This is a genomic window from Streptomyces sp. NPDC058662, assembly GCF_042716255.1.
GTDB lineage: Bacteria > Actinomycetota > Actinomycetes > Streptomycetales > Streptomycetaceae > Streptomyces.
This window is the reverse complement of sequence record NZ_JBHXRU010000046.1, coordinates 24,335-48,420: the sequence shown is the minus strand read 5'-3', so window position 1 is coordinate 48,420 and position 24,086 is coordinate 24,335. Positions and strand designations below refer to the sequence as shown.

Sequence of the window (24,086 nt, the reverse complement as noted above, 5' to 3'; positions counted from 1 at the left end):
ATGTGTATAAGAGACAGGCACATGCGCGGTCCGGGGCTGCTGTGTCCGGTAAGGCCGCCGGAGCGGCCGCCGCGGTCGGCGCGGCTGCGGTGGCTAACACGCCTGGGCGGCGCGGGCGGCGGCCTTGCGGCGCGCGTCGCGCACCACACCGATGACGATCACCACGGCCGCCACCAGCAGCGACAGCAGGACGACCTCGCGGTTGGCGTCGTCGAAGAGCATGTAGCCCAGGACGAAGACGATCATCGCCGCGGTGGCCCAGGTCAGGTACGGGAAGAGCCACATCTTCACGGTGACCTTCTCCGGCGCCTCGCGCATCAGGATCCCGCGCATCCGCAGCTGGGTCAGGCAGATGACCAGCCACACGAAGAGGGCGACCGCGCCCGAGGAGTTCAGCAGGAAGCTGAAGACCGAGTCCTTGAAGGCGTAGTTGAAGTAGACGGCGACGAAGCCGAAGACCACGGAGCCCCAGATGGCGGCCGTGGGCACGCCCTTCTTGCTCACCTTGGCGAAGGCCTTCGGGGCGTCACCGCGCTCGCCCAGCGAGAACGCCATGCGGGAAGCGGTGTACAGGCCCGAGTTCAGGCAGGACAGCACGGCCGTCAGGACGATCACGTTCATGATCTGGCCGGCGTGCGCGATGCCGATCGAGTCCAGGGCGGCGACGTACGAGCCCTTCTCGACGATCGACTCGTCGTTCCACGGCAGCAGGGTGAGGACGACGAAGATCGAGCCCAGGTAGAAGACGCCGATGCGCCAGATCACCGAGTTGGTGGCCTTGGTGACCGCGCGCCGCGGGTCCTCGGACTCGCCGGCGGCCAGCGTGACGATCTCGCTGCCCATGAAGGAGAAGACGACCATCAGCACGCCCGTGAGGATGGCGCCCGCGCCGTTGGGCATGAACCCGCCGGTGTCGGTCAGGTGCGCGAAGCCCGCGCCCGGGTTGTCCGAGCCGGGGAGCACCCCGAAGACCGCCAGCATGCCGATGATCACGAAGGCGCCGATGGCGACGACCTTGATGCCCGCGAACCAGAACTCGAACTCGCCGTAGGAGGCGACCGAGCCGAGGTTGGTGACCGTGAGGACCACCATGACGATCAGTGCCCAGGCCCACTGCGGGACGGCGGGGACCCAGCTTTCGAGGATCACGGCGCCGGCGGTGGCCTCCACGGCCAGCACGACGACCCAGAAGAACCAGTACAGCCAGCCGATGGAGAAGCCGGCCCAGCGGCCCAGCGCCCGGTCGGCGTACGCGGAGAAGGAGCCCGAGTTCGGGCTGGCGGCGGCCATCTCGCCGAGCATCCGCATCACGAAGACCACCATCGCGCCGACCAGCGCGTAGGAGACCAGGATGGCGGGGCCGGCCTTGGCGATGCCGCCGCCGGAACCGACGAAGAGTCCGGCGCCGATGACGCCGCCAATGGCGATCATGGACAGGTGGCGGTTCTTGAGACCGGCCTTCAGACCTTCGGAGGGCTGGGCGGCTCCGGGTTCACCGGAGGGGTCGCCTGCCTTATGAAGGGTCGTCGTGGAGCTCATGGACGAATCCTTAGGTTCTCGGGTTGCGAGCCCCGGCATTCAAACCTGAGATGAACGCCAGACGGAAGACCCCTTTTCGGATCGTTGTCCGAGGACCGTCGGCCCCGAGGGGGGCCCGCGGTGTCCCATCTGCGTTCTTTGGGTTTACTTGAGCTTTAGAAGTGACTTACGCGACACCCGCTGCGAGCAGCAGGGTGTCCTCGTGCCACACTCGTCCCATGCGCGTGTACCTCGGATCCGACCATGCCGGCTTTGAGCTCAAGAACCACCTCGTGGACTGGCTCAAGAACAACGGCCACGAGCCCGTCGACTGTGGCCCCCACATCTACGACGCGGTGGACGACTACCCGCCGTTCTGCCTGCGCGCCGCGGAGAAGACCGCCGCGGACCCGGACAGCCTCGGCATCGTGATCGGCGGCTCCGGCAACGGGGAGCAGATCGCCGCGAACAAGGTCAAGGGCGTCCGAGCCGTACTGGCCTGGAGCGTGCAGACCGCCCAGCTCGGGCGCGAGCACAACAACGCCAACGTGATCTCGGTCGGCGGCCGCATGCACACCCAGGACGAGGCCGTCAGCTTCATCGAGGCCTTCCTCGCGACGCCGTACTCCGACGAGGAGCGCCACACGCGCCGCATCGAGATGCTCTCCGCCTACGAGCGGACCGGCGAGCTCCCTCCGATCCCCGCCCACCACCCGCAGGGCTGATCTTCCGCTCGGCCGTGCCCGCCGGGGGGGGCCGGCGGGGCCGGGCGGTGGGGGGCCGCCGGGGGCGGGGGGGGCCGGCCCCCCCCGGCGCCCCCCCCCGCGGCCCCCACCCCCCCCCCGCCACCCCCCCCCCCCCCCCGTCGGCCGTAGCTCCCGCCGGCGCGGCCCCGCCGGGGCCTCCCGGCGGGCACGGCCGTTCTCGTCCCTCCGAGTCCGAGGAGCTCCGCCGTGCCCGAGGGGCATACGATCCACCGCCTCGCCCAGGACCACACCGAGCGGTTCGCCGGCCGGCCGGTCCGGGTCAGCAGCCCGCAGGGACGGTTCGCCGAGAGCGCCGCGCTGCTCGACGGGCGTGAGCTGGAGAGCGCCGAGGCGCACGGCAAGCACCTCTTCCTGGAATTGGGCGACGCCTGGATCCACATCCACCTCGGACTCTTCGGCAAGCTGGGTTTCGGGCCCGCCCCGGCGCCGCCCGCCACCGACACGGTCCGGCTGCGGCTGCTGAACGAGGAGCACTACGCCGACCTGCGCGGGCCCACCGCGTGCGCGCTGATCGGCGAGGGCGAGAAGAAGGCGATACACGACCGGCTCGGCCCCGACCCGCTGCGGCCGGCCGACGACCCCGGCCGGGCCTGGGCCCGTATCTCCCGCTCGCGCACCACCGTCGCCGCCCTGCTGATGGACCAGAAGGTCGTCGCGGGCGTCGGCAACGTCTACCGCGCCGAGGTCCTCTTCCGGCACGGCATCGACCCGTACCGGCTGGGCAAGGACCTCACGCGCGCCGAGTGGGACGCCCTGTGGGCGGACCTGGCCGACCTGATGCGCGAGGGCGTGCGGAACAACCGCATCGACACCGTCCGGGACGAGCACCTGCCCGAGGCCATGGGCCGTCCGCCGAGGGTGGACGACCACGGTGGCGAGGTGTACGTCTACCGCAGGGCGCACCTGCCCTGCCACATCTGCGGCGGCGAGATCCGCACCGCCGACCTCGCCGCCCGCAACCTCTTCTGGTGCCCCGCCTGCCAGTCCGGCCGACAGGACTGACCGCCGCCGACCCGGCGCACGGGTGATCGAGCCATCGCACGCCAGTTCCAGGCGATCGAACCAGACATCCCGCCCATCCCTTGGCAATACGTGCGTCTCGCCTGCCTCGGACCCCCTCCCATCAGGGCGTTCCGCCCGGGCCGGCATGATTTCGGGCGCCGCCGGACCTCAGGTCCGGGGGTACCCCTGCGCATCCACAGCCAGGATGGATAGGGTCCCGAAGCAATGGCCGGAGCACGCGTGGAGACCCTCCTGGCCCGGACGCGCATGCTGTCGCACCGGGCCCGCACCGCCCTGCGCAAATCCGCCGTCGACTACTTCCGCGGCGACGGCTCCGACTGGCTCGCCTTCGCCGGGCTGCTGCTGACCGTCCCCGCCATCGCCTGCGGCACGCTGATGATGCCGGTGTGGTTCTCGCCCTCCGCCCTCGTCCTGCCGATCGTGGCGGGCGGACTGCTCCTGCGGCCCGCCAGCCTGCTCGGGCTGTACGCGGCCGCCGCCGGCGCCCTGATCGTCGAGGCCCTCGTCCTCGGTCCGTACACCCTCGGGCCCGCCCGGGTCACTCCCGGCACCGTGCTCGTCGTGGCGGCCTGCGGGCTCTTCGGGCTGGTCATCGCACAGTTCCGCAGCCGTGTCGGCGTGCCCTGGCGGCGCGGCGGCACCATGCTCTTCGACCTGCGCGAACGGATCCGGGTCCAGAGCAAGCTGCCGGCCCTGCCGCGCGGCTGGCACCGCGAGATGGCCCTGCGCCCGGCCGGCGGCCAGTCGTTCTCCGGCGACTTCGTGGTCGCCGCCCGGACGAACGGCGGCCGGACCCTGGAGATCGTGCTGACCGACGTCTCCGGCAAGGGCATGGAGGCGGGCTCCCGGGCCCTGCTGCTGTCCGGCGCCTTCGGCGGGCTGCTGGGCGCGCTGCCGCCGCACGGCTTCCTGCCCGCCGCCAACGGCTACCTGCTGCGCCAGGACTGGGACGAGGGCTTCGCCACCTCGATCCACCTGGTGCTCGACCTCCAGACCGGCGACTACGAGCTCCTGTCCGCCGGACACCTTCCCGCCCTCCAGCTCTCCGCCGGCACCGGCCGCTGGCAGGAGAAGTCCGGCGAGGGCCCCCTCCTCGGGGTCTACGACGGCGCCGAGTTCTCCCCCGCCCGCGGCAACCTGCGCCGGGGCGACGTCCTGATGCTCTTCACGGACGGCCTCGTCGAGACGGCCGAGCGCGAGATCAGCGAGGGCATCGACCGCCTCACCGGCGAAGCCGACCGCTACGTCGCCGCCGGCTGGGACGGCGCCGCGTGGCACCTCATCGAGAAGGTCGCCAAGGACGTCAACGACGACCGCGCCCTCCTGCTGATCCGCCGCTCCCACTGACGGCCGGCCTCCTGACCTCCCCCCGGCCGAGGGGCGGGGGTCGGGGGAGCGGGGGCGGGGGGCGGGACGGGGAACGCGCGCCGGGGCGGTCCGGGGCGGTCCGCGGCGGTCCGTGGCGGCCGCTGGAGCCGCGTACGCCGCCTCCGGCCGATCAGCGGACGGCGTACGGCTTCCAGGGGCCCACACCCAACTTCCCCGTGTTGCCCAGGTCCACCGGCTGTTCCAGCCGCAGGCGCAGCCGGGTCGCGCCGGGGCGCGGGGTCACGTCCACGAACCGGCCGAGCTCCGCGGACACGGACGAATCGGTGACCAGGTTCCGCCACAGCAGGCCCACCGTCGCCGTGTGCCCAGGCGCCAACTCGACCCGGCCCGGGGGGTCGTCCATGCCCGTGACGGACGTGGCGATCCCCGCCGATCCGTGCTCGACGGCCGCCTCGACGGGGTCGTGCCCGGTGTCCAGCAACCGGATCTCCGGGTAGCCCTCCAGTACGTAGGGCTCCGTACCGCAGTTGACCAGGTGGAGCTGTGCGACCCGCAGCCCCATCGCCGCGTCACCCGGGCCCTCGGCCACCCGTACCCCGCCCTCCGGGCACGCCTCCTGTCCGCCCGGTGAGGCGGGCGGCGCCTCGGAGACCCTCGCGGACGGCGTCCGCCTCACCGGCACCCCGGTCGGCCCCGGCGCCGCCTCCGGCGGCGGCGCCACGTCACACCCCGCCACTGCCAGCACCCCGGCCAGGACCACCCCGCGCACCCACCGCTCACCACTCATCCCCCGACCCTAATGACCCCCACCCCTCACCCCAGCACCAACTCCAACACCCCTGACCCCAGAGCCAACTCCAACACCCCCTACCCGAGGGCCAACTCCAACACCTCCCACCCCGGCACCAACTCCAACACCCCCCCGCCCTCGGGCCACTCCCAACTCCCGCACGCCGGTCACCCCACCCCGCACGCCCCCGCCCCGCCAGGGGACGGGCCGCCGCGCAGGGGACGGGCCGCCGGGGTAGGGGACGCCCCCGCCCGGGGGACGCCCTCCGCCATGGGGAGCCCCCTCCGCCAGGGGACGCCCCCCGCCAGGGGACGCCCCCCGCCCGGGGACGGCCCCCCGCCCGGGGACGGCCCCCCGCCCGGGGACGGCCCCCCGCCCGGGGACGGCCCCCCGCCCGGGGACGGCCCCCCGCCCGGGGACGCCCCCCGCCCGGGGACGCCCCCCGCCCGGGGACGCCCCCCTGCCCGGGGACGCCCCCGCCCCTGGGACGGATCCCCGGCCGGGAACACCCCCCGCCCGGGGAGGGATCCCCACCCGGGGACACCCCCCGCCCGGGGACGGAGCCCCTGGCCAGCCACTTCGCCGGGATTGGACCACCCCCGCCCCGCCCCGGGGGCCTACCGTGCCCCCATGGACCGCACGCTCGCCGCCGACCTCACCCGTCTCCCCGGCCTCCTCGACGCCACCCGCCACGCCGCCGCCGACGCCCTCGCAACCCTGGACGACCGCCCCGTCGTACCGCCCTCCGCCGGGGGCCACGACCGCCCCGTCGTACCGCCCTCCGCCGGGGGCCACGACCGTCCCGTCGTACCGCCGCCCGTACCGCCGCCCGCCGAGGGCGCCCCGCACGCGCTCCCCGGCCACGGCACCGGTACCGCCGCCGCCCTCGCCGACTTCCAGGACCGCTGGGCCCCGCGCATGTCGGCCTCCGCGGGCCCCCGCTACCTCGGCTTCGTCACCGGCGGAGCCACCCCCGCGGCCCTCGTCGGCGACTGGCTCACCGCCGTCCACGACCAGAACTCCAACTCCGCCCTCGACGGGGCCGGCCAGGACCTCGAACGCGAGACCGTCCACTGGCTCCGCCAGCTCTTCCACCTCGGCCCCGACCACACCGGAACCTTCGTCAGCGGCGCCACCATGTCCAACACCACCGGCCTCGCCATCGCCCGCGAATGGCTCGGCGAACGCCTCGGCGTCTCCCCGGCCGACGACGGCGCGGCCGCCCTCGGCCCGGTCCGCGTGCTCTCCGGCGCCCCGCACTCCTCCATCGCCAAGGCCCTCTCGATCCTCGGACTCGGCCGCAACTCCCTCGTCCCCGTACCGACCCTCCCCGGACGGGAGGCCGTCGACCCGGCCGCCCTCGACCGCGCGCTCGCCGACACCCCCGGCCCCGCCGTGGTCGTCGCCAACGCCGGCACCGTCAACACCGTGGACTTCGACGACCTGCGCGCCGTCGCCGCCCTCAAGGAGCGGCACGACTTCTGGCTGCACACCGACGCCGCCTTCGGGGCCTTCGCCGCGCTCTCCCCGGCCCACGCCCACCTCGCCGACGGCCTCGACGCCTCCGACTCCCTCTGCATCGACCTGCACAAATGGCTGAACGTCCCCTACGACAGCGCGGTCCAGTTCACCCGCCGCCGCGACCTGCAGACCCGCGTCTTCCAGAACTCCGCCGCCTACCTCGGCCCGCTCGGCGAACACCCCGACCTCGTGCACCTCACCCCGGAGAACTCCCACCGGCTGCGCGCCCTCGCCGCCTGGTTCACGCTGCGCGCCTACGGCCGCGAGGGCCACCGCGAGATCGTCGAGCGCGACATCGCCTGCGCCCGAGCGCTCGGCGCGGAACTCGCCGCCGACCCCGCCTTCCGGCTGCTCGCCCCGGTCCGCCTCAACGTCGTCTGCTTCACCCTCGCCGCCGACCCCACCCCGCCCCGCCTGGCGGCCCTGCGCGAGGCGGCGGCCGCCGAGGTGTTCGTCACTCCGACCGTCCACGCGGGAACCGCGGGCCTGCGCGCCGCGTTCTCCAACTGGCGTACGGCACCATCCGATGTACGAAGGGCCGCGGCGGCCCTCCGTGCGGCAGCGCGGGAGATCGCATGACGAGCAGCCCCTTGACCCTGACCGAGGTCGAGGCCCTCGCCCGCGCGGCCCACGAGGGCCAGACCGACAAGGCCGGCCGGCCCTACGCCGAGCACCTCGCCGCCGTCGCCGAGGGCGTCCGCCTGCGCGGCGGCAGCCCCGACCAGCAGGCGGCGGCCTGGCTCCACGACGCGATCGAGGACGAGGCCCTGAGCCCCGCCTGGCTGGACGCCGCGGCCCTGCCCCGGCCGGTGAAGGACATGGTCCTCGCGGTGACCAAGCGCCCCGGCGAGCCGGTCGAGGAGTACGCGGCCCGCATCCTCGCCACGCCCGGCGCCCTCCTGGTCAAGGAGGCCGACCTCGCGCACAACGCCGATCCCGCGCGGCTGTCCGTACTGGACGGCCCGACCCGCGAGCGGCTGTCCGCCAAGTACGCCCACGTCCGCGCCCTCCTCGGGCTCCGCGCCCCGTGAGATGGGCGATGCGCCCGAAATATGCCCCCCGAACGTGTAGTCGAGGCAAACGGAACGATGCCGATTCGTCACAGGGCGGATAGGCGGGGCCCGTTGGTGGGAGGATGGTCCATGTGGGGGTGTGCGTGGCCGTGCGCCCCGGGCCGACCAGGGGACGACCGAAGGTGTGATCAGTAGTGGCCATTTCGCTGTCAGTGGTGGTTCTGTTGGGGGTCATCCTGGTGGTGCTGATCCGTGGCAACCACATCAAGGCGGGGCCCGCCATCGTCGCGGCCCTCTTCGGGTTCTTCCTCGCGTCGAGCTCGATCGCGGACGACGTGAACCGATTCCTCAACTCCCTCGCGACGATGATCGCGAACATCCAGCTCTGACGCCGCCGGGACCGCCGGGCGCGAGGCCCTTCTGCCGGAACTGCTGCGTCCGTACGGGGCGGTCGGAGACAATCCGCGGGGGTCCGCTCGACACGTCTGCCCCCCTGACCTCCAGGAGCAGCCGGTGTCCGCGCAGGAAATGGACTTAACCCTCACCCCGCACCAGGCCGCGTACGGCGTGATCCTCCCCGTCGACCTCCCGACCGGGCCCGCCCGGGTGCGGATCCCCTCCTGCCGGGACGGCGAACTGGTCCGCACCCGCGTGGGCGACCGGGAGATCCTGCTGCGGATCCGGGTGGCCGAACCGGCGCCCGCCACGGCGCCCGCACCTCCGCAGCCACCCCCGACCCTGGCGTCCCAGCCGGTCTTCCCACCGCCCTCGACCACGACCACGCCCGCGCCCGCGCCCGCGCCCCGACGCGGCGCCGCCGGCTGCCTGGTGGGGCTCGGACTGGTCGCGGCCCTGATCATCGGCGCCGTACTGATCGGCTCGGGGGACGACACGGGCGGCAAAGCCTCAAGCTCCTCCGCTTCCTCCCCGGCGGGCTCCCCCTCGACCCCCGCCTACTCCCCGTCCTACACCCCGGCCTCCAGCCCCTCCGCGGCCCCCGCCGACCCCGCCCCCGCGCCGGCACCTCCCACCCCGACCGCGGCGGCCCCCACCCCCCTCGACAAGGGCACCTGCCTCAACGGGACACTGCCCGACTCGACGACGGCGCAGCGCGTCGACGACGTGGAGGAGGTCTCCTGCTCGGCGTCCGACGCCCACTACCGGGTCATCGAGAGCATCCCCATGACCTCCGACATGAGCCGCTGCGACGACAACCCCAGGACGGAGTACGCCTTCTCCCACCGCTACACCCTCAACGGCGCGGTCATCAACGAGTACGTCTACTGCCTGGTCGGCATCGGCTCCTACGCCCGCTGACGCCCCGCGACGATCAGTCGCCGCGCCCCTGGCGGCTTTTCCTCCGGCGGAAGGCGGTGACGAGGGCGACGGCGGCGCCGACACTGACGCCGAGCACCGGCAGAAGGACGGCCAGCCCCAGCCGACCGCCCAACGCGACAAGGCCTCCGGCGTCCCCGATGGCGTACTGGGACGGACCGTCGGAGGTGCAGGTGACCTCGTACTCGCCCGCCTGCGACACGCGGATGCCGTGGAGCGGGTTCCAGGTCTCGTCGCGGGTGAGGAACACGTCGATACCCGGCTCGGTGAGGCGCGGGTCGCCGGGACCGGTGATGCGGCACACCTGGTCGGGCGACGGTCCGCGGCTCTCGATCCAGATCGCCTTCTCGTGTTCGGGTTCGAGCCGCAGGGTGACGGAGCCGCCGTCGGAGAACTGGCGGTCCGTGTCGACCGCGCCGATCACGTCCTTGAGCCCGTACGCACCGATGCCCAGCCCCAGCGCGATCAGTACGACGGCGATCGCGGCCGCCGTCGCATACCAGTGGCGGCCGGGCCGGATCGTGTGCTCCGGTATCCGAGGTGACGCTGACGGCTGCATCAACACACCGTAGATCACCACCAGCGACCCCCCACCCCCGCCCCACGACGCCAACGGCCCCGGAAAGGCATGCACGCGGCAGCAGGGCGCGCAAGGGGCGTACGGAGCCGACCACGGGCCCCGGGCACGACGAAGGGCCAGGCGGAGGAGTAATCCTCTGACCTGGCCCTTTTCGCTTCAGAGCGGGTGACGGGAATCGAACCCGCGTAGCTAGTTTGGAAGATCGCGTACGCGCACCGGCCCCGACCAGCCAAGCCGCTGACCTGCCCGTTACGTGCTCTCTCGCTGCTGTTCCCCGCTGTGCCCTCAACGGCCCCCTCTGATCGGGCACGCGGGAGACACGCGCCAGGACACCGTGTCGAGAGGGCGTACACGGGTCAAGGGGCGAGCGCGACGGTCACTCGGGACAGTCGATCGGCTGGCAGCGCAAAGTGGTTGGCAGGGTTGCGGGAGGAGTACGCGCCGTCGTTGACGGAGGCGCCGCGGCCGTCTGTTGTCCAGCATGCGGGGCCAGGTGCCCCCTGAGCGTCCAGGAGGGCGGCTCCAAGGGTCTCGGGGTCCTCCACGCCCGTACAAGCGCGCAGCGCGGCCGCCAGGCGGTCCACGGCATCGTCGGGTAGTTCGTCGTCACCCAACGCGGGAAGCAGTAGTAGCAGCCGAGCATGCGGGTCGGTGGTGCTCCCGCCGGGCAGTGCGTTGTCCGCAGCAGCCACCAGCTCGGGCCAGGACAGGCCCGGCCCCATGAAATGCCCGTCGTCCTGAGCGAGGTGCTCGGCCTTCTCCCAGTCGGGGTGATGGAGGAGGTAGTCGGTGCCGGCCTCGCCCGTGAGGGTGCGATAGACGATGTGGAGACGGTGATCGGCAGCAAGGGGGATGGTGAACGTCGGCCACCCGGCCTGCTCCCACAACCGCTCTTGGAACTCGCCTGCCGCGTCGTAGTCAGCGCCGAAGAGTAGTTCCGCGGCTCCCTCGGAATGGACACACGAGGAGACGTGTCCAAGCCAGAACAGCGGCTCGTCCAGGAACCCGGCCCCGTGCGTGAGGGGGCCGCTGTCGTACCCCGGTATCCGGTCAGGATGCAGGTCTGCGCTGTTCGTCACGGAGCACATCATGCCGTCCGGGACAGCTCTTAGCTCCTGATCGGAATTTCGTACACGACCTCGCACAGTGCGACAGGGATGACGATGTCGGCCGTCTCCACAGGTTGCCCCTGGTCGTTGTAGTAGGTCCGCCGAATGTGGGTCACCAGTGCAGCCTTCTGGATCCCGAGAAGCGACGCCTCCTCGGCGGTCGCCTGCCGCGGCTCGGGCTGCTCCACGGCGTGGCTGACCGTGATCCCAATGACGGCCATCCGGTTCACGACGCCGGCACCGGCATGCGGCCCACCCTCGGGCAGGACCACGAGCGTGCCGGCGGTGAGCTCGTACGGCTCCCAACTCGTCGACAACTGCACTGGCCGGCCATCGGCGAGGAACTCGTACACAGTGCGCACGCACAGCTCCCCAACCGGGATCCCGAGACGCGCGGCGATCTCGGCCGGCGCGGGAACCTTCGCCTCGGTCCGGCTCTCCCAGTTCCCCTGCCGTCCCAAGGCCTGCATGTCCGCACGGAACGGAGAACCGCCCGGCTGTTCACGAGCCGACGACCGAACGACCCGCACGCGCTGCCGCGGCTCCGCGACGTACGTACCTGAGCCCGCTCGCCCCTCCAGCACACCCTGGGAGATCAAGAGCTCTTGCGCCCGGCGCACCACGTTCTCGCCGACACCACACTCCCCGGCGATCTGCGCCCGTGAGGGCAGCCGGTCACCGACGTTCCAGTCGTGCTCCGCGATCCGCTGCCGCAGTACGTCGGCGATACGGAGATAAGGCGGCTGCTCAGGCATGTAGAAAATCTAGTCCACTAGCTCTAATCTAGTTAACTAGCTTCACTCAACGTGTTCACTCGGCGACGGAGGCCCTCGGTGCCCGCTTCGGATTCAAGAGCCGAGAGCATCGCCGCCCGACTGTCCGCCCTGGGCGTGATCGCGCGAGTCAAGGACCACACCCGCTACACGTCGATCGAAGCGGAGGTACCGGAGCCGCTGCCCGCCTCCACCTGGCGGGCGGTCCTGGAAGTGGTGGCAGAGGCGGACCGATTCGGTCTCCAAGCCAGCAGCTTGACCGGCCGCACCCTCTGGGCCGCCGTACGAAAAGCGGTCCCCGCGACGGGCGACGTCCGGGGACCTGGCCGACAGCAGTAGGAGCTGATCAGCATGTCGAACCGTATGGTCCCCACCACCGCCCGCACCAGGGGGCGCCCCCTTCGGCCGGCATTACCGCCTGCCGCGGACGCCACCCCCTACCGGTCGAGCTCGTGCACGATCGGCACCCACCACGAGTGCGCGCAGTCGTCCCCCGCCACGGCTCCGGTAGGCGTCCCCGTGATCTACGAGGCCTGCGACTGCCCCTGCCACACCCCAAGCGACCGATCCGAACCGCGGCAGGTGACCGAGTGAGCCGATGGACCCCAAGCGGCGCCCTCGCCACAAACGTCGAGATCACCTCGACCACCGTCCAACGCGGCGACGTAATCCAGATCGGCGGCCAACCATGCCGTGTCATCGACCTGATCCAACTCCCCGCCAGCGCGAAGCGACTCTGCTTCGAGTCGGGCGAACTCCTGACCATGCACGCCCGAACCCGCTTCATCGCCCTCCGGATGCGGAGGAACTGGTGACTCAACCCCCGCCGTCCCGCCGCCACGCAATCGCCGGCGACCTCCGGGAGCAGATCACGAAGGGCCACTTGAAGGCAGGTGAACGCCTCCCCTCCGAAGCCCGCCTAGCCGCCCACTACGCAGTCAGCACACCCACGCTCCGGAACGCCCTCGCGCTCCTCCAGGCTGAAGGGCTCGTAGAGAAGATCCACGGCAGCGGCAACTTCGTCCGCCACCCACTCCGCAGGACCACGTACATCGGCGGCGGACACGCGCCGAGCGCATCGGCCCCGGTCGAGGAGGCGCTCCACACTACGGTCCGCGCCACCAACCTCCGAGCGCACGGCCATCTGGCCGCCCTCCTCAAGGTCTCGCCGCGTAGTCCCCTGACGGAGTTCCTCTGCCTCAGCCACGAGGGGAAGACACCGCACAGCCTGGCCCGCATCTACGTGCCCCGCGACCTGGCGCCGGCCGACGTCCCGGAGGGACTGCTAACCGCACGACTGCCAGACCAGCGCTCACCACTGGCCGTGGTCCAGGAAACGGTCAGCACCCGCCTCCCGACTCCAGGCGAAGCGACGACCCTTCGCATCAGCCCGACCCTGGCCATCCTCTCGATCACACGCGTGGCAACCAACACCGCCGGCCGCGTGGTCGAGGCGGCCCTCCTGGCACTCCCTGGCGACCGAGCCGACGCAGTCTTCACCACGCACCACACGACCGAAGCCAGGAGGGCGGAACGATGACACCCCACAACGAGCTGCGACTCCTGCCGTGGTCGGGCCCCGACGGCAAACCCTGCTTCCTCAGCGCCGACGACACTGCTGGCTATGTGTCCCGCCTCGCCGACAACACCGAAGCGGTCCAACTCGGGCTGGGTGCCGAGCTCCTCGGCTATGTAGCCGAAGTCCTTGCCGACGAGGAGGCAGACTCGGACGAACTCCGTCTCCTTGTAACGGACCTGGCAGGCGCCCTCCGAGACGCAGTCCGCGTAGCAACCAGCCGCGGCCACCGTCTACGGATAGCGGCCTCTACTCCCGCAGACTGCGCCGACACCTCTTTCCCACCAGTCGCCCTTGCCTAGTGGCGCCGCGCCCCAATAATAGTGAAGCCCCAGACTCTGTCTGGGGCTTCACTATTCCGCCGATGCCCTGCCCACGGTACTGGAGACCCCGTGACGTCCCACGCATTTCCGCAGCCGTGGTTTGTCCAACCGAACGAAATTGTCGGAATGTGGTCGCCGAAGAGCTACGGACGGAGGAATCTCTGCTTGAGCCACCTCCATGCAGACTTCACGGTTAGCTGCCCTAAGGGAACACAGGGCAGCGACCGTGTACCGCCCGCAGGCTAGGGGGTCGATGTGCGTACCTCAGGAAAATCGAGGCTACGATCGGATCTGGCTAGCGAATTCGGCATAGATGGGCTTATTGACCTGGCTGGTGGCCGAGACAACAGCTCGGTATGTGCTGATTGCGGAGTCGACAGACGCGCGATTCCGCAGGCCGCCAACACTCGAAAGGGGAGACGAGAGCTGGTCGGGTGCCAAGGCCAGCAAGGATGTGGTCACGGGGAGCCACGCCTCGATTGCCTTGGGTACCGCGAGATTCTTCTTGAATTCTAGGTTGTACTGGTCAGAGACGGGCACGTCGAGCACACTCTCGATTGACGCGCCGACGGCTGATACGGCAAGGAACGTGGAGCCGCGCATTCCAAACCATTTGGCCAACTCTTGGTCGCGCAAAGTCTGCGCATGAGGAGTGGTTGTGCGGGAGCCGAGGCTCGCTTTACTCTGCTCCAAGGCTCGCAGCAGGCTATAAACGAAAAGAATGTGCTTCGCGCTAACCCTCTCGGGGAACACAGAGCTGTAGATTGCATCCTGTTCCCAGATTTGGCCCTTCTCGTGGTAGGCGACGTCAGGGCGCCCGTGGAACGCCGCCAGGGCCTGTGCCGCTACGCTGGCCGCGACCTGGTTCTCTCCCGGCCGGCGAATGACATCTTCCGCCCCGCCTCTGCGGCCGCCATTGTATCCAACAACTCCCAGCCCCTCGAAGTCTTTTACAAGTCGCGACTGAACTCGATCGTTACTTCGGAAATCAGAAGCCTGGGTCGGGTTCTGACGGTTGTTGTACCTGACGATGTCCTGAACTGTGGCGGCATCATCGCACTTGATGAAGCGTGCGAGGATCTTCACCTCGTCGATGCCATCACTGTCGGCCGATCCCAGGGCTCCGGTGGTTTGCGCCCCATTCACGATAGCTATTCCGGTGATCTCGACGGATTCGCCGTCGCGATTCTTGAATGAGTGCACCAACGCTGTGATGCCATTGTTGTAGGCCCAGAAACGCCCCGGCTGGTCCCTCACTGTGGCTTGGATTCCATTATTGATATTGCTCTGTGAGCGTGTACTGCCGAGATATCCGCGAATGTTGGCGGAGAATAGCCGCTCTTTGTGTACTGCGAATTGCTCGCGAAGCCAGCTGGCTGGAATGCTTGCGCATAGCGCCGACCAGTTATCTCCAGTTTCGGTAAAGATGCCACTGACGGGGATTTCGAATGTGTCCCCCACAAGGATAGGGGTGCGGGAACCTTCATACCTGTCTGAGAGTGTCTTGCGGCCAACTTCGGCCCCTGTTACTGAGAGGCCTTCAACATTGTAGCGCGACGAAATAATTCCGTACGTGGCGGTCGCTACCGCCTGCATTTCCTCGGCGAGCTGCTTGTTTTCTGGAAGATTGTGGACAAACCAGACTTCAATGGTTTGCAGGGCTCCTTCCGTCAGTGCATCATGCAATTCGCGCCAAGCGCTCCGGAGTCTCAGTGGAACGCTATTCTCGGAAGTGGACCCAAAGAGCCAATTCACGGCCTGATGTAGCGACGTCCCCTTTGTTAGAGGGGCTTGCAGCTGGTCGACATTACCGGCCTCGTAGCCTTGAGCTAGAATCATCGATCGCGAGTCGCGATCGATGTAGACCAGATCGCAGGATTTGTCATCGGGGCCGTCGGTGAGTGCTGTGGCAGCAACGCTGTGGATGTCTTCAAGGTCGAGAGACAGCTGCAAAGCGAAGAGCATCCTCTTCGCTGCTTTGTAGCGATTGAGGTCGTCACGCTGCGCGAGTGCAGATTCCAAAGCGTCGGACATATTGCGCCTCCCCTGAGATTGGGCACAACCTACAGGACATTCGGGTCATGGTGGGGTGAAACGAGATTCCAGCAGAGCGACCGGCTTCATGGACGCCTGGTGCCATACCCGCCCGCACTCTCAGTACTCCCCGGCTGTCATCCCGTCTGCCGTCGTCCCACACGGAGTGGTAGCGGGGCAGTCGTCAGGGGCCCAGGTGGAGCGCCCTGCTGGACGAACGACCTGGGCCCCTGACGGCTGGTCTGCTACGGCTTGCCCTGGGACGACGGCAGACGGGATGACAGCCCCCACCCCGAACTACAACGGAGCCGCGGTCGCACGACTGGCCCCCGCATCCCAGAGTCAGAGCGCCCCCGCCGGAGGCATCGTCGTGAGGGGCGGCTCGCAGATCAGGCCGGGCTCGTCCAGCCCATGAAGTCCTGAGCCATCGGCGCGCGGCCGGCGGCCCGGGCTGGAGCGGGGCGCAGACAGGAGCGCAGGCCCGGGGCGGCGGGCGCGCGACGCCGCCTTGGGCGGCGGAAGCGCCCTTGATGAAGTAGGGAAACTCTTACCGCGCGGTCTTGGAGTCAGAGAGCGATCGGGCGGTAGGCCAAGGCTCGTTCCACGACCTGCTCGGCGGAAGGGTGCTGCCCGGGGCCCGGGTAGAAGATGTAGTCGCTGACGTGCGGGCACCGTAGGCCCAGTTCCAGGGCTTCGATGATCGTGCTGCCCTCGTCCTCGGTGGCTATGTCGCCATCCATGAGTTGCTGGACCAGGCGCACGGCCTCCTCGTGGGTCATGAGGTGACGAGCTGGCGGCCGTCGTGGCTGCGGACGTGGGGCCCCGCGTCGTCAAGGGCGTCCAGGAGGCGGATCGCGTAGACCTCGGCCATCTGAGCAGTGACTTCTTCTGGGGTGAGCCAGGCGACCGCGGTCGATTCCGCTGAGGTGCGCTCGGTGCCGCCCGCCGGCTTGCAGCGGAAGACCAGGGCGACGATGCCGCGGGTGGTGTTCTTGTAGACCCCGGTGAGCTCGTCTACCTCGACCTTGATGCCCGTCTCCTCCAGGACTTCGCGGCGGACGCCGGCCTCCGGGGACTCGGTGAGTTCGAGTACTCCGCCCGGCAGTTCCCAATGCCCGTTGTCCGCGCGACGGATCGCCAGGAGTCGGCCGTCCTCGCGCAGCACCGCCCCGGCTACGGACACGGAGTGCAGTGGCGTTGACTTGGCCTGCGGGGAACCCGTACTCATGTACAGGAGCATAGGAGGAAGAGAAGGACTATGGGAACCGCAGCAGGAGGTGGCAGGGCCGCCGTGCCTCGGTACGTGCAGATCGCCGAAGACATCGTTCAGCAGATCAGGGCCGGGGTGCTGAGTGCCGGCGACATGGTGCCGAGTGAGTCGGAACTCGTGGAGCGCTACGGCGTCGCGGGCGGGACGATCCGCAAGGCCATGGTGGAGGTGCGGGCGAGCGGGCTCGTGGAGACGCGGCACGGCAAGGGCTCGCTGGTGACGGCTCGGCCGCCCGTGCGGCACCGGTCCTCCGATCGCTTCCGGCGTACGCATCGGCAGGAGGGTCGGGCGGCGTACCTTGCTGAGTCGGCGCAATCCGGCGCCGAAGCCAAGGTGAGCGTGCTGTTCATCGGGCCCATGGAGGCGCCGGAGGAGATCGCGACGCGGCTCGGGGTCACCGCGGGGACTCAGGTGCTGGCCCGGCGTCGGCTGTACTTCCGGAACGGGACACCCGTGGAGACGGCTACCTCGTACCTGCCCTGGGACGTCGTGAAGGACATCCCGGAGCTGTTCGCCGAGAATCCGGGGCCCGGCGGTATCTACGCCCGGCTTGAGGATCACGGCCATGTCTTCGCCGAGTATGTAGAGACGCTCCAGGCTCGGCCGGCCGCCAAGGCTGAGGCGACCGAGCTGTCGCTGACTCCCGGCGCTCCCGTGGTGCATCTGCTCCGCGATGCCGTCACGGAGGAAGGTCGCGTGGTCGAGGTATGCGACACCCTCATGGCCGCTGACCAGTTCGTCTTCGAGTACCGGATCCCCGCGCGCGACTGACGCTCGCTCAACTCCCCACGGCCCGCTACGAGTTTCCCTTCGTAGCGGGTTGACTCATGTATAGGAGTCGGGCACTCTTCTTCATGTCACTCCTATACATGAGTGACGGAGTTCAGCATCTATAGAGGAGTGATCCGCTGTGCGTCAGATTCCCGTCGATACCTCGGCCGCCATGGTGATGGTCGCCCAGCCCCCGGCCGTGAAGATCAAGGACCGTCGGACCGGCGAGATCGCCACCGACCCCGAGACCGGGTCCTAGATGATGACCGTGGACGTGCTGTTCGCCTCGTACGGGGAGGCGGAAGTCCTGTCGGTGGTCGTGCCAGCGCCCGGGATCTCGGGCGAGCTGGTCATGGGTACCCCGGTTGCGCTGACCGGCCTGGTCGCCCGCCCGTGGGAGAACGAGTTCAACGGCCAGAAGCGCCACGGCATCAGCTTCCGCGCCGTGGCCGTCACCTCGCTCACCACCAAGGCGGGCTGAGCGTGAACGCCTTATGGGTCACGCTGCTGGTGGTCCTCGCCCTGGCGCTCGTACTGCGCTGGCAGCGGCCCACCTGGTACTGGATGACCTTCGGGGTCACCTTCGCGACCATCCGCGTCCTGATCCGCTACCGCTCGGTGATGGACGCCTGCGGGCTCACCGTCCCGCCCTCCCGCTGGCGACTGGCACTCGCTCGGGTTGCTAACAGGCCCGCTCCTGAGGCTCGTTCGTCGCGCATCCTGCGGCTGCGGCCCACCTCGACCGGCCTGGTCCTACGGCTGAAACTCCGGCCCGGGCAGGACGCGTTCGACTTCTCCGCCTCGTCGGACCGGCTCCGGCACTCCTTCGCCCTCCACAACGTCGTCTCGCGCGAGATCCGCTCCAGCGTCGTCGAGCTCAGGATGACGGGGTACGACGTACTCAAGCGGGTGCGCATGCCGGCGGCAGCTGTGCCCGATCAACCGCTCCGGGTGCCCGTGGCCCTGCGGGAGGACGGGCAGGTTCATCACCGGGACTATCGGCAGGTCCCGCACGCCTTGAACGTCGGCGCGACCAAGTCCGGGAAGTCCGTCTACCAACGCACGCTCGTCTCCGGCCTGGCCTCACAGAACGTTGCCCTCGTCGGCATCGACTGCAAGAACGGCGTGGAACTTTCACCGATGGCACGGCGGTTCACCGCCCTCGCCGACAACCCGGACGACGCCGCAGAACTGCTCGCCGCGCTCGTCCAGTACATGGGTCGCGTCTACGAGCTCATCCGGGCCGAGCAGCGGATCAGCATCAACCTCCCGGATGCGGAGATCACCGCCGACATCTGGGACCTGCCCGCGCACCTTCGCCCCGTACCCGTCGTGCTGTTGGTGGATGAGGTCGCGGAGCTCGCCCTCGCTGCGGGCAAGGCAGAGGAGGCTCGACGGGACCAGATCGTCACCGACCTGGTCCGCCTCGCCCAGCTCGGCCGCGCGGCCGGCATCCACCTGGAGATCTGCGGCCAGCGCTTCGGATCCGAACTCGGCAAGGGCATCACCATGCTCCGCGCCCAGCTCACCGGCCGTACCGCTCACCGCGTCAACGACGAGACCTCGGCCAACATGGCCTTCGGGGACATCTCCCCGGACGCCGTCCTCGCCGCCGTCCAGATCGACAAGGACCGCCCCGGCACCGCCGTGGCCGGCGACTCCTCCGGCGGCTGGTCCCGCATCCGGGCCCCGCACACCACGCTCCGCCAGGCCGTGAACACCTGCAACGCCCAGGCACACCGCACCCCGAGCATTCCGGAGCTGGAGCCCTTCCGGCCCGTGCTCCCGGTACGTGTCCTCGTCGGCAAGGTCCAGCCCAAGGCTGCTGCAGCAGGTGCCTTCTAAGCACTTGGCCCCACTCGGTCGGCGCGGCCTCATCGCGCCAAGTCCCTACCCCACCCTTGCCTGAAACGAGGTGAACACCATGACCCGCCTGGTCCGCCCGGACGCCGTCCTCGTCCAGGCCGTCATCGCCGGAGCCCTATCCTTCGCCCACCTCCACGACCTCGCGGAAGCCGCTGGCCAGGACGGCTGGAAGGCCTGGGCCTACCCGGTCAGCGTGGACCTGCTGCTCGTCGCGGCCTGGCACCGCCTCCGGTCCCTCCGGGATGCGGGGGAGCCCTCGCGGTCGGCCTGGTCCTGGTTCGCCGTAGCCCTGGCGGCCTCCCTCGGTGCCAACGTCGCGACCGCCGGCCTACTCGACCTCCGCGACGTCCCGGACTGGCTTCGCATCCTCGTTGCCGGATGGCCGGCACTGGCCTTCCTCGGCGGCACGCTCCTGGTTCACCGGCCTACGTCGCCCATTGCACCGGAACCCGTTCCTGACCCGGCGACCGAGCCCATGGTCGAGCGGGTGACAGAACCCGGCGTACAGGCCGACGAGCTCCCCGTCCTCCCTGCTGCTGTCCCGGAGCCCACGGTCCCGCCGGCCCTCGTTGTGCACGCCCAGAAGATCGCCGACGACCACCGCACCCGCACCGGCTCGGACATCGACACCGAGACCCTGCGCGCCCGACTCGGCGTCCCGTCCCCGATGGCTGAAGCCATCGCCGCCCAGCTCGCATGACAGGAGATCCCATGCCCGCCCGGATCAACTTCCGCTCGCTCATGAAGATCGGCCCCGTCCAGATAGGCACCTACCGCGACAACCACGGCCGCAACAAGGACACCGCCGTCTGCACCACCGACGGCTGCGGCTGGTCCTCGGACTACAACTCCTCGACCGCCGCCCAGCTCGCCGCCCGCTCCCACCGCTGCCGCGTCGCCTGACCCGAAAGGTCAACGTCATGGACGTCCCGCTCTGGTTCGCCCTGCTGGTCGTCGGTGTCCTCGGCTACAAGCTCGTCCGCCCGCCGCTCTGGCTCGTCGCCGTGATCCTCGTCGGCGGCTTCCTCCTCGCGGACAGCTTCCTCGCCCCGGCCATCGACACCGCGATCAACAAGTAGCCCACCCCGGAAGGAAAACGGCCATGTTCAAGCCCAAGTACCCCACCCTCGACACCTACACCCCGGCGACCATCCGCCCGACCCCGGCACCCGTCGAGTACTCGGAGCACGGTCCGGCCCCCGTCGCCGCGAAGTCCCCGAGCGCCTTCGGCGGCCTGGTCCAGAGCTCGCCCGGTACCGCGCTCGCCCTCGCCGCCGGCGGAGTCGCCGGAGTCCTCGCGTTGGCATCCGTGGCCGTCTCGCTGCTCCTGGCCGTCGCGGTCACCGCCGTCGCCCTGTCCGTCAGCGCCGTCGTCGTGCTCTTCCTCGTCCGCGCCCTGCGCCAGGAGTTCAAGAGCCGTTGACCGGCCCCGGGACGGCCTCAACCGCCAAGTCTCCGCCGTCCCGGCGCCGCATTCCAGCCCGATCCAACGAACCGGACGGAACCACCATCATGAAGCAGAACACCCCGGGAGAGCTCTGCCCGAACTGCGACGGCCACGCGTCCGTCGCCATCACCCTCGGCGGCCGCGACCACAACGGCCACCTCCGCACGATCACCGCCCACTGCTTCACCTGCCACGGCACGGGTACCCGCCGCTCCACCCGCCGTCCCCACCGGACGGTGACCGCGTGACCCACACCGCGACCCTCGCGGGCCTGGACCCGGCCACCCTCGGCGACATGCTGAAGGTGGCCGGGGCTCCCGGTTACGCCCGCTGGGAAGATCAGATCCGCCGCACCGGCGGCTGCTCCGACCCGATCCACATCACCGGCTGGACCGTCGCCAAGGACAAGACCACCGGCGAGACCCTGCACCGCTACTCCACCGAAGACGAACCCGGCGCTCGCCTCCGCATCGCCTGCGGCAACCGCCGCGCCTCCCGCTGCCCCGCCTGCGCCTGGACGTACTCCGGCGACACCTACCACCTGATCCGCGCCGGACTCGCCGGAGACGACCGCCGCGACATCCCGACCACCGTCCGCAAGCACCCCCGCGTCTTCGCCACCCTCACCGCCCCGTCCTTCGGCCCGGTCCACAACCGCCCCGCCGGCCGCCCCTGCCGCTGCGGCCAGCACCACCAGGAAGACGCCCCCGAACTGGGCACCGCCCTCGACCCGGCCACCTACGACTACGCCGCCGTCGTCCTCTTCAACAACCACGCCGGACAGCTCTGGCAGCGCTTCACGACTCGCCTGCGCCGCGAGATCGCCGCGTACGCCGGACTGACGCAGCGCGAGCTGAGGGAGGAAGCTCGGATCTCCTACGGCAAGGTCGCCGAGTTCCAGAAGCGCGGAGCCATCCACTTCCACGCCGTCATCCGCATAGACGGACCCGTCGGCCCGTCCAGCCCGCCGCCCTCCTGGGCCAGCACGGAACTCCTCGACCGCACAATCCGCGCGGCCGTCGCCCACGCCTACACCTCGGTGTCCGTCCCGGCCGTCGCCGACCAGCCCGCCCGCACCTTCCGCTGGGGTACCCAGCTCGACGTACGCCCGATCAAGGCTTTCGGGGACGGCTCAGACATCACCGAGCAGGCGGTCGCTTCGTACGTCGCGAAGTACGCCACGAAGGCCGCCGAGAACACCGGCACGCTCGACCGCCGGATCGGCAACCGTGAGGCCCTGGTCCTCCTCGACGTGCCCGACCACACCGCCCGCCTGATCGGGGCCTGCCTCGACCTCGACCCGCTCTACCCGGACCGCCGCCTCGCCGCCTGGTCGCACATGCTCGGCTTCCGCGGCCACTTCTCCACCAAGTCCCGCCAGTACTCCACCACCCTCAGCGCCCTCCGCCAGACCCGGGCGGACTACCGCGCCGCCCAGGAACGCGAAGCCCGCGGCCTGGACGACGTCGAGCCGGACACGGTGCTCGTCCTCGCCTCCTGGCAGTACGCCGGCCACGGACACAGCCCGGGGGAGTCGGTACTTGCCGCCAGCATCGCCCGGGACATTCAGCTGAACCGTCAGACCGCCCGCGAAGCCCTGCAAGGAGAGCAGCATGAATGAGCGTTTCCTCAGCGTCGTCCAGGTCGCCGAACTGCTCGGCACCACCGTGCGGTTCCCTCGGCGCCTCGTCGAGGAGCGGCGGATCACGTACGTGAAGGTCGGCCGCCACGTGCGCATCCCGGAAAGTGCCGTCCGGGCGTACATCACCGCGAACACCGTCGAGCCGCGTCACCGTCGGCGCCTGGGGGTGGCTGCCTGATGGCCGGGAAGCGCCGCCAGTTCGGCCGGGTCCGCAAGCTGCCCTCCGGCCGCTACCAGGCCCGATACCTCGGACCGGACGGGGAGCTCCGTCCCGCGCCCGAGACGTTCCGTACGAAGAAGGACGCGGACGACTGGCTCGCCGACACGCAGACCGAGATGCGGCGGGGCGACTGGCGCGACCCGGACGCCGGGAAGGTCGCCTTCGGTCCGTACGCCGTCGCCTGGATCAAAGAGCGCGAGCTGACCAGCACCACGCGGCAGCTGTACGCCTCTCTCCTCAAGCACCACCTGGTGCCGGCCCTCGGTGGCGTCAACCTGGCGGAGATCACGCCGCCCCTCGTCCGTAGCTGGCGTGCCGACAAGCTGGCCGCCGGCACCGGCCCGACCACGGTCGCCAAGTCCTACGCCCTGCTCCGGGCCATTTTGGGGACGGCGCTGTCCGACGAGCTGATCCGGCGGAACCCCTGCCAGGTCAAGGGCGCCAGCTCCGTGCACACCCCGGAGCGGCCGACCGCGACGGTCAAAGAGGTCTACGCGCTGGCCGAGGCGATTCAGCCACGGTACCGAGCTCTCGTACTCATGGCCGGATTCCTCGGGCTGCGCTGGGGCGAGCTGATCGGGCTCAGCCGGCGGGACGTGGACCTGGAGCACCGGACCGTGCGGGTCCGCCGGTCGGTCGCTGAGCTGAGCAACGGACAGCGGGAGATCAAGGCGCCGAAGAGTGCCGCGGGCAAGAGGACGGTCTCCATTCCCGGCGTGATCCTCCCGGACCTTCACGAGCACCTGAAGCGGCACGCCGAGGCCGGCGTCGACGGGCGCGTATTCATCGGGGCCAAGGGGGCGACCCCGCGCCGGAATCACTTCAATCTGCTGTGGCACAAGGCGTGTCGAGAGGCGGGGATCAAAGGGCTTCACTTCCATGATCTTCGGCACACGGGGAACACGCTCGCCGCGTCCACGGGGGCCAGTACGCGGGAGTTGATGACGCGCATGGGCCACAGCACCGCCCGCGCCGCGCTGATCTATCAGCACGCCAGTGCCGATCGGGACCGGCTGATTGCCGATGCGCTGAGCGGGCTGGTGAAGAAGAGCCGCAAGAACAAGAAGAAGGACACGCGGGGCACGAAGGAAGATCCACAGCGGAAGGGGCACGCCGGGGGCACGGAGGGCTGATCGCGGCCCTGGGAACGACTAAGGGCCAGGTCGAGGAGATGTCCTC

The 24,086-nt window shown here is 70.0% G+C and carries 29 protein-coding genes and 1 pseudogene; 22 read left to right on the top strand and 8 right to left on the bottom strand.

Going from position 1 to position 24,086, the window contains the following annotated elements; all coding sequences use genetic code 11:
* Positions 1 to 93 precede the first annotated feature (93 nt).
* Positions 94 to 1,539, bottom strand: coding sequence for an amino acid permease (locus tag ACFWUQ_RS18135; protein WP_384538859.1), 1,446 nt, complete (start codon positions 1,537 to 1,539; stop codon positions 94 to 96).
* A 218-nt stretch (positions 1,540 to 1,757) separates the two neighbouring features.
* Here ACFWUQ_RS18135 and ACFWUQ_RS18130 point away from each other — a divergent pair, with 218 nt between their 5' ends.
* From ACFWUQ_RS18130 to ACFWUQ_RS18120, 3 genes are all read left to right on the top strand, one after another.
* The gene (locus ACFWUQ_RS18130; protein ID WP_384538857.1) at positions 1,758 to 2,243 is read left to right on the top strand and encodes a ribose-5-phosphate isomerase; all 486 of its coding nucleotides are present in this window, start codon (positions 1,758 to 1,760) and stop codon (positions 2,241 to 2,243) included.
* A gap of 228 nt (positions 2,244 to 2,471) precedes the next feature.
* The gene (locus ACFWUQ_RS18125; protein ID WP_384538855.1) at positions 2,472 to 3,287 is read left to right on the top strand and encodes an Fpg/Nei family DNA glycosylase; all 816 of its coding nucleotides are present in this window, start codon (positions 2,472 to 2,474) and stop codon (positions 3,285 to 3,287) included.
* 225 nt (positions 3,288 to 3,512) lie between these two features.
* Positions 3,513 to 4,655: a PP2C family protein-serine/threonine phosphatase gene (locus ACFWUQ_RS18120; protein ID WP_384538853.1), complete on the top strand. Its 1,143-nt coding sequence runs from the start codon at positions 3,513 to 3,515 to the stop codon at positions 4,653 to 4,655.
* 151 nt (positions 4,656 to 4,806) lie between these two features.
* Here ACFWUQ_RS18120 and ACFWUQ_RS18115 read toward each other — a convergent pair whose 3' ends face one another.
* Positions 4,807 to 5,424 carry a DUF4232 domain-containing protein gene (locus ACFWUQ_RS18115; protein ID WP_384538852.1) on the bottom strand — a complete coding sequence of 206 codons (618 nt, stop codon included), beginning with the start codon at positions 5,422 to 5,424 and terminating at the stop codon, positions 4,807 to 4,809.
* A gap of 633 nt (positions 5,425 to 6,057) precedes the next feature.
* Between ACFWUQ_RS18115 and ACFWUQ_RS18110 the strand changes: the two genes are divergently transcribed.
* The 4 genes from ACFWUQ_RS18110 to ACFWUQ_RS18095 all read left to right on the top strand — a co-directional run bounded on the left by ACFWUQ_RS18110 (position 6,058) and on the right by ACFWUQ_RS18095 (position 9,278).
* Positions 6,058 to 7,527, top strand: a complete 1,470-nt coding sequence (locus ACFWUQ_RS18110; protein ID WP_384538851.1) for a pyridoxal phosphate-dependent decarboxylase family protein — start codon at positions 6,058 to 6,060, stop codon at positions 7,525 to 7,527.
* Positions 7,524 to 7,979, top strand: coding sequence for an HD domain-containing protein (locus tag ACFWUQ_RS18105; RefSeq protein WP_384538849.1), 456 nt, complete (start codon positions 7,524 to 7,526; stop codon positions 7,977 to 7,979). The genes ACFWUQ_RS18110 and ACFWUQ_RS18105 overlap by 4 nt, the downstream gene beginning before the upstream one ends.
* A 176-nt stretch (positions 7,980 to 8,155) precedes the next feature.
* Positions 8,156 to 8,350: a hypothetical protein gene (locus ACFWUQ_RS18100; protein WP_384538848.1), complete on the top strand. Its 195-nt coding sequence runs from the start codon at positions 8,156 to 8,158 to the stop codon at positions 8,348 to 8,350.
* 124 nt (positions 8,351 to 8,474) lie between these two features.
* Positions 8,475 to 9,278: a hypothetical protein gene (locus ACFWUQ_RS18095; protein ID WP_384538847.1), complete on the top strand. Its 804-nt coding sequence runs from the start codon at positions 8,475 to 8,477 to the stop codon at positions 9,276 to 9,278.
* Positions 9,279 to 9,291: 13 nt separating this feature from the next.
* Here ACFWUQ_RS18095 and ACFWUQ_RS18090 read toward each other — a convergent pair whose 3' ends face one another.
* From ACFWUQ_RS18090 to ACFWUQ_RS18080, 3 genes are all read right to left on the bottom strand, one after another.
* The gene (locus tag ACFWUQ_RS18090) at positions 9,292 to 9,855 is read right to left on the bottom strand and encodes a hypothetical protein (RefSeq protein WP_384538846.1); all 564 of its coding nucleotides are present in this window, start codon (positions 9,853 to 9,855) and stop codon (positions 9,292 to 9,294) included.
* Between the two features lie 377 nt (positions 9,856 to 10,232).
* Complete coding sequence (locus ACFWUQ_RS18085) at positions 10,233 to 10,955, bottom strand: hypothetical protein (protein WP_384538845.1); 723 nt, start codon at positions 10,953 to 10,955, stop codon at positions 10,233 to 10,235.
* 29 nt (positions 10,956 to 10,984) lie between these two features.
* Positions 10,985 to 11,740 (bottom strand): GntR family transcriptional regulator, encoded by a 756-nt coding sequence (locus ACFWUQ_RS18080; protein WP_384538843.1) that lies wholly within the window; start codon positions 11,738 to 11,740, stop codon positions 10,985 to 10,987.
* Positions 11,741 to 11,818: 78 nt separating this feature from the next.
* On the opposite strand from ACFWUQ_RS18080, the gene ACFWUQ_RS18075 reads away from it, so the two are divergent.
* From ACFWUQ_RS18075 to ACFWUQ_RS18060, 4 genes are all read left to right on the top strand, one after another.
* Entirely contained in the window at positions 11,819 to 12,097 is a 279-nt protein-coding gene (locus ACFWUQ_RS18075) for a hypothetical protein (protein WP_384538841.1), read from the top strand.
* A gap of 251 nt (positions 12,098 to 12,348) precedes the next feature.
* The gene (locus ACFWUQ_RS18070; protein WP_384538839.1) at positions 12,349 to 12,573 is read left to right on the top strand and encodes a hypothetical protein; all 225 of its coding nucleotides are present in this window, start codon (positions 12,349 to 12,351) and stop codon (positions 12,571 to 12,573) included.
* Complete coding sequence (locus ACFWUQ_RS18065; RefSeq protein ID WP_384538837.1) at positions 12,570 to 13,298, top strand: GntR family transcriptional regulator; 729 nt, start codon at positions 12,570 to 12,572, stop codon at positions 13,296 to 13,298. Before ACFWUQ_RS18070 ends, ACFWUQ_RS18065 begins: the two co-directional genes overlap by 4 nt.
* Positions 13,295 to 13,636: a hypothetical protein gene (locus ACFWUQ_RS18060; RefSeq protein ID WP_384538836.1), complete on the top strand. Its 342-nt coding sequence runs from the start codon at positions 13,295 to 13,297 to the stop codon at positions 13,634 to 13,636. The genes ACFWUQ_RS18065 and ACFWUQ_RS18060 overlap by 4 nt, the downstream gene beginning before the upstream one ends.
* A 300-nt stretch (positions 13,637 to 13,936) precedes the next feature.
* Here ACFWUQ_RS18060 and ACFWUQ_RS18055 read toward each other — a convergent pair whose 3' ends face one another.
* The 3 genes from ACFWUQ_RS18055 to ACFWUQ_RS18045 form a co-directional block, all read right to left on the bottom strand.
* The gene (locus ACFWUQ_RS18055; RefSeq protein WP_384538834.1) at positions 13,937 to 15,691 is read right to left on the bottom strand and encodes an AIPR family protein; all 1,755 of its coding nucleotides are present in this window, start codon (positions 15,689 to 15,691) and stop codon (positions 13,937 to 13,939) included.
* 566 nt (positions 15,692 to 16,257) lie between these two features.
* Positions 16,258 to 16,470 (bottom strand): bacteriocin immunity protein, encoded by a 213-nt coding sequence (locus tag ACFWUQ_RS18050; RefSeq protein WP_384538832.1) that lies wholly within the window; start codon positions 16,468 to 16,470, stop codon positions 16,258 to 16,260.
* Complete coding sequence (locus ACFWUQ_RS18045; protein WP_384538830.1) at positions 16,467 to 16,931, bottom strand: NUDIX hydrolase; 465 nt, start codon at positions 16,929 to 16,931, stop codon at positions 16,467 to 16,469. The genes ACFWUQ_RS18050 and ACFWUQ_RS18045 overlap by 4 nt, the downstream gene beginning before the upstream one ends.
* A gap of 18 nt (positions 16,932 to 16,949) precedes the next feature.
* Between ACFWUQ_RS18045 and ACFWUQ_RS18040 the strand changes: the two genes are divergently transcribed.
* The 11 genes and pseudogenes from ACFWUQ_RS18040 (at position 16,950) to ACFWUQ_RS17990 (ending at position 24,040) form a co-directional block, all read left to right on the top strand.
* Positions 16,950 to 17,732: a GntR family transcriptional regulator gene (locus ACFWUQ_RS18040; RefSeq protein ID WP_384538829.1), complete on the top strand. Its 783-nt coding sequence runs from the start codon at positions 16,950 to 16,952 to the stop codon at positions 17,730 to 17,732.
* A gap of 139 nt (positions 17,733 to 17,871) precedes the next feature.
* Positions 17,872 to 18,213, top strand: a pseudogene (locus ACFWUQ_RS18035) (hypothetical protein).
* A 2-nt stretch (positions 18,214 to 18,215) separates the two neighbouring features.
* Positions 18,216 to 19,577, top strand: coding sequence for an FtsK/SpoIIIE domain-containing protein (locus ACFWUQ_RS18030; RefSeq protein ID WP_384538827.1), 1,362 nt, complete (start codon positions 18,216 to 18,218; stop codon positions 19,575 to 19,577).
* A 79-nt stretch (positions 19,578 to 19,656) separates the two neighbouring features.
* Entirely contained in the window at positions 19,657 to 20,298 is a 642-nt protein-coding gene (locus tag ACFWUQ_RS18025; RefSeq protein WP_384538825.1) for a DUF2637 domain-containing protein, read from the top strand.
* Between the two features lie 11 nt (positions 20,299 to 20,309).
* Complete coding sequence (locus ACFWUQ_RS18020; protein ID WP_384538823.1) at positions 20,310 to 20,501, top strand: mobile element transfer protein; 192 nt, start codon at positions 20,310 to 20,312, stop codon at positions 20,499 to 20,501.
* A 17-nt stretch (positions 20,502 to 20,518) separates the two neighbouring features.
* Complete coding sequence (locus tag ACFWUQ_RS18015; RefSeq protein WP_266908904.1) at positions 20,519 to 20,677, top strand: hypothetical protein; 159 nt, start codon at positions 20,519 to 20,521, stop codon at positions 20,675 to 20,677.
* A gap of 23 nt (positions 20,678 to 20,700) precedes the next feature.
* On the top strand, positions 20,701 to 21,021 hold the full coding sequence (locus ACFWUQ_RS18010; protein WP_384538821.1) for a hypothetical protein: 321 nt from the start codon (positions 20,701 to 20,703) through the stop codon (positions 21,019 to 21,021).
* An 89-nt stretch (positions 21,022 to 21,110) separates the two neighbouring features.
* Positions 21,111 to 21,293: a hypothetical protein gene (locus ACFWUQ_RS18005; protein WP_328298624.1), complete on the top strand. Its 183-nt coding sequence runs from the start codon at positions 21,111 to 21,113 to the stop codon at positions 21,291 to 21,293.
* Entirely contained in the window at positions 21,290 to 22,666 is a 1,377-nt protein-coding gene (gene repSA / locus ACFWUQ_RS18000) for a replication initiator protein RepSA (protein WP_384538820.1), read from the top strand. Before ACFWUQ_RS18005 ends, repSA begins: the two co-directional genes overlap by 4 nt.
* On the top strand, positions 22,659 to 22,865 hold the full coding sequence (locus ACFWUQ_RS17995) for an excisionase family DNA-binding protein (RefSeq protein WP_384538819.1): 207 nt from the start codon (positions 22,659 to 22,661) through the stop codon (positions 22,863 to 22,865). The genes repSA and ACFWUQ_RS17995 overlap by 8 nt, the downstream gene beginning before the upstream one ends.
* The gene (locus ACFWUQ_RS17990; RefSeq protein WP_384538817.1) at positions 22,865 to 24,040 is read left to right on the top strand and encodes a tyrosine-type recombinase/integrase; all 1,176 of its coding nucleotides are present in this window, start codon (positions 22,865 to 22,867) and stop codon (positions 24,038 to 24,040) included. Before ACFWUQ_RS17995 ends, ACFWUQ_RS17990 begins: the two co-directional genes overlap by 1 nt.
* Positions 24,041 to 24,086: the final 46 nt, after the last annotated feature.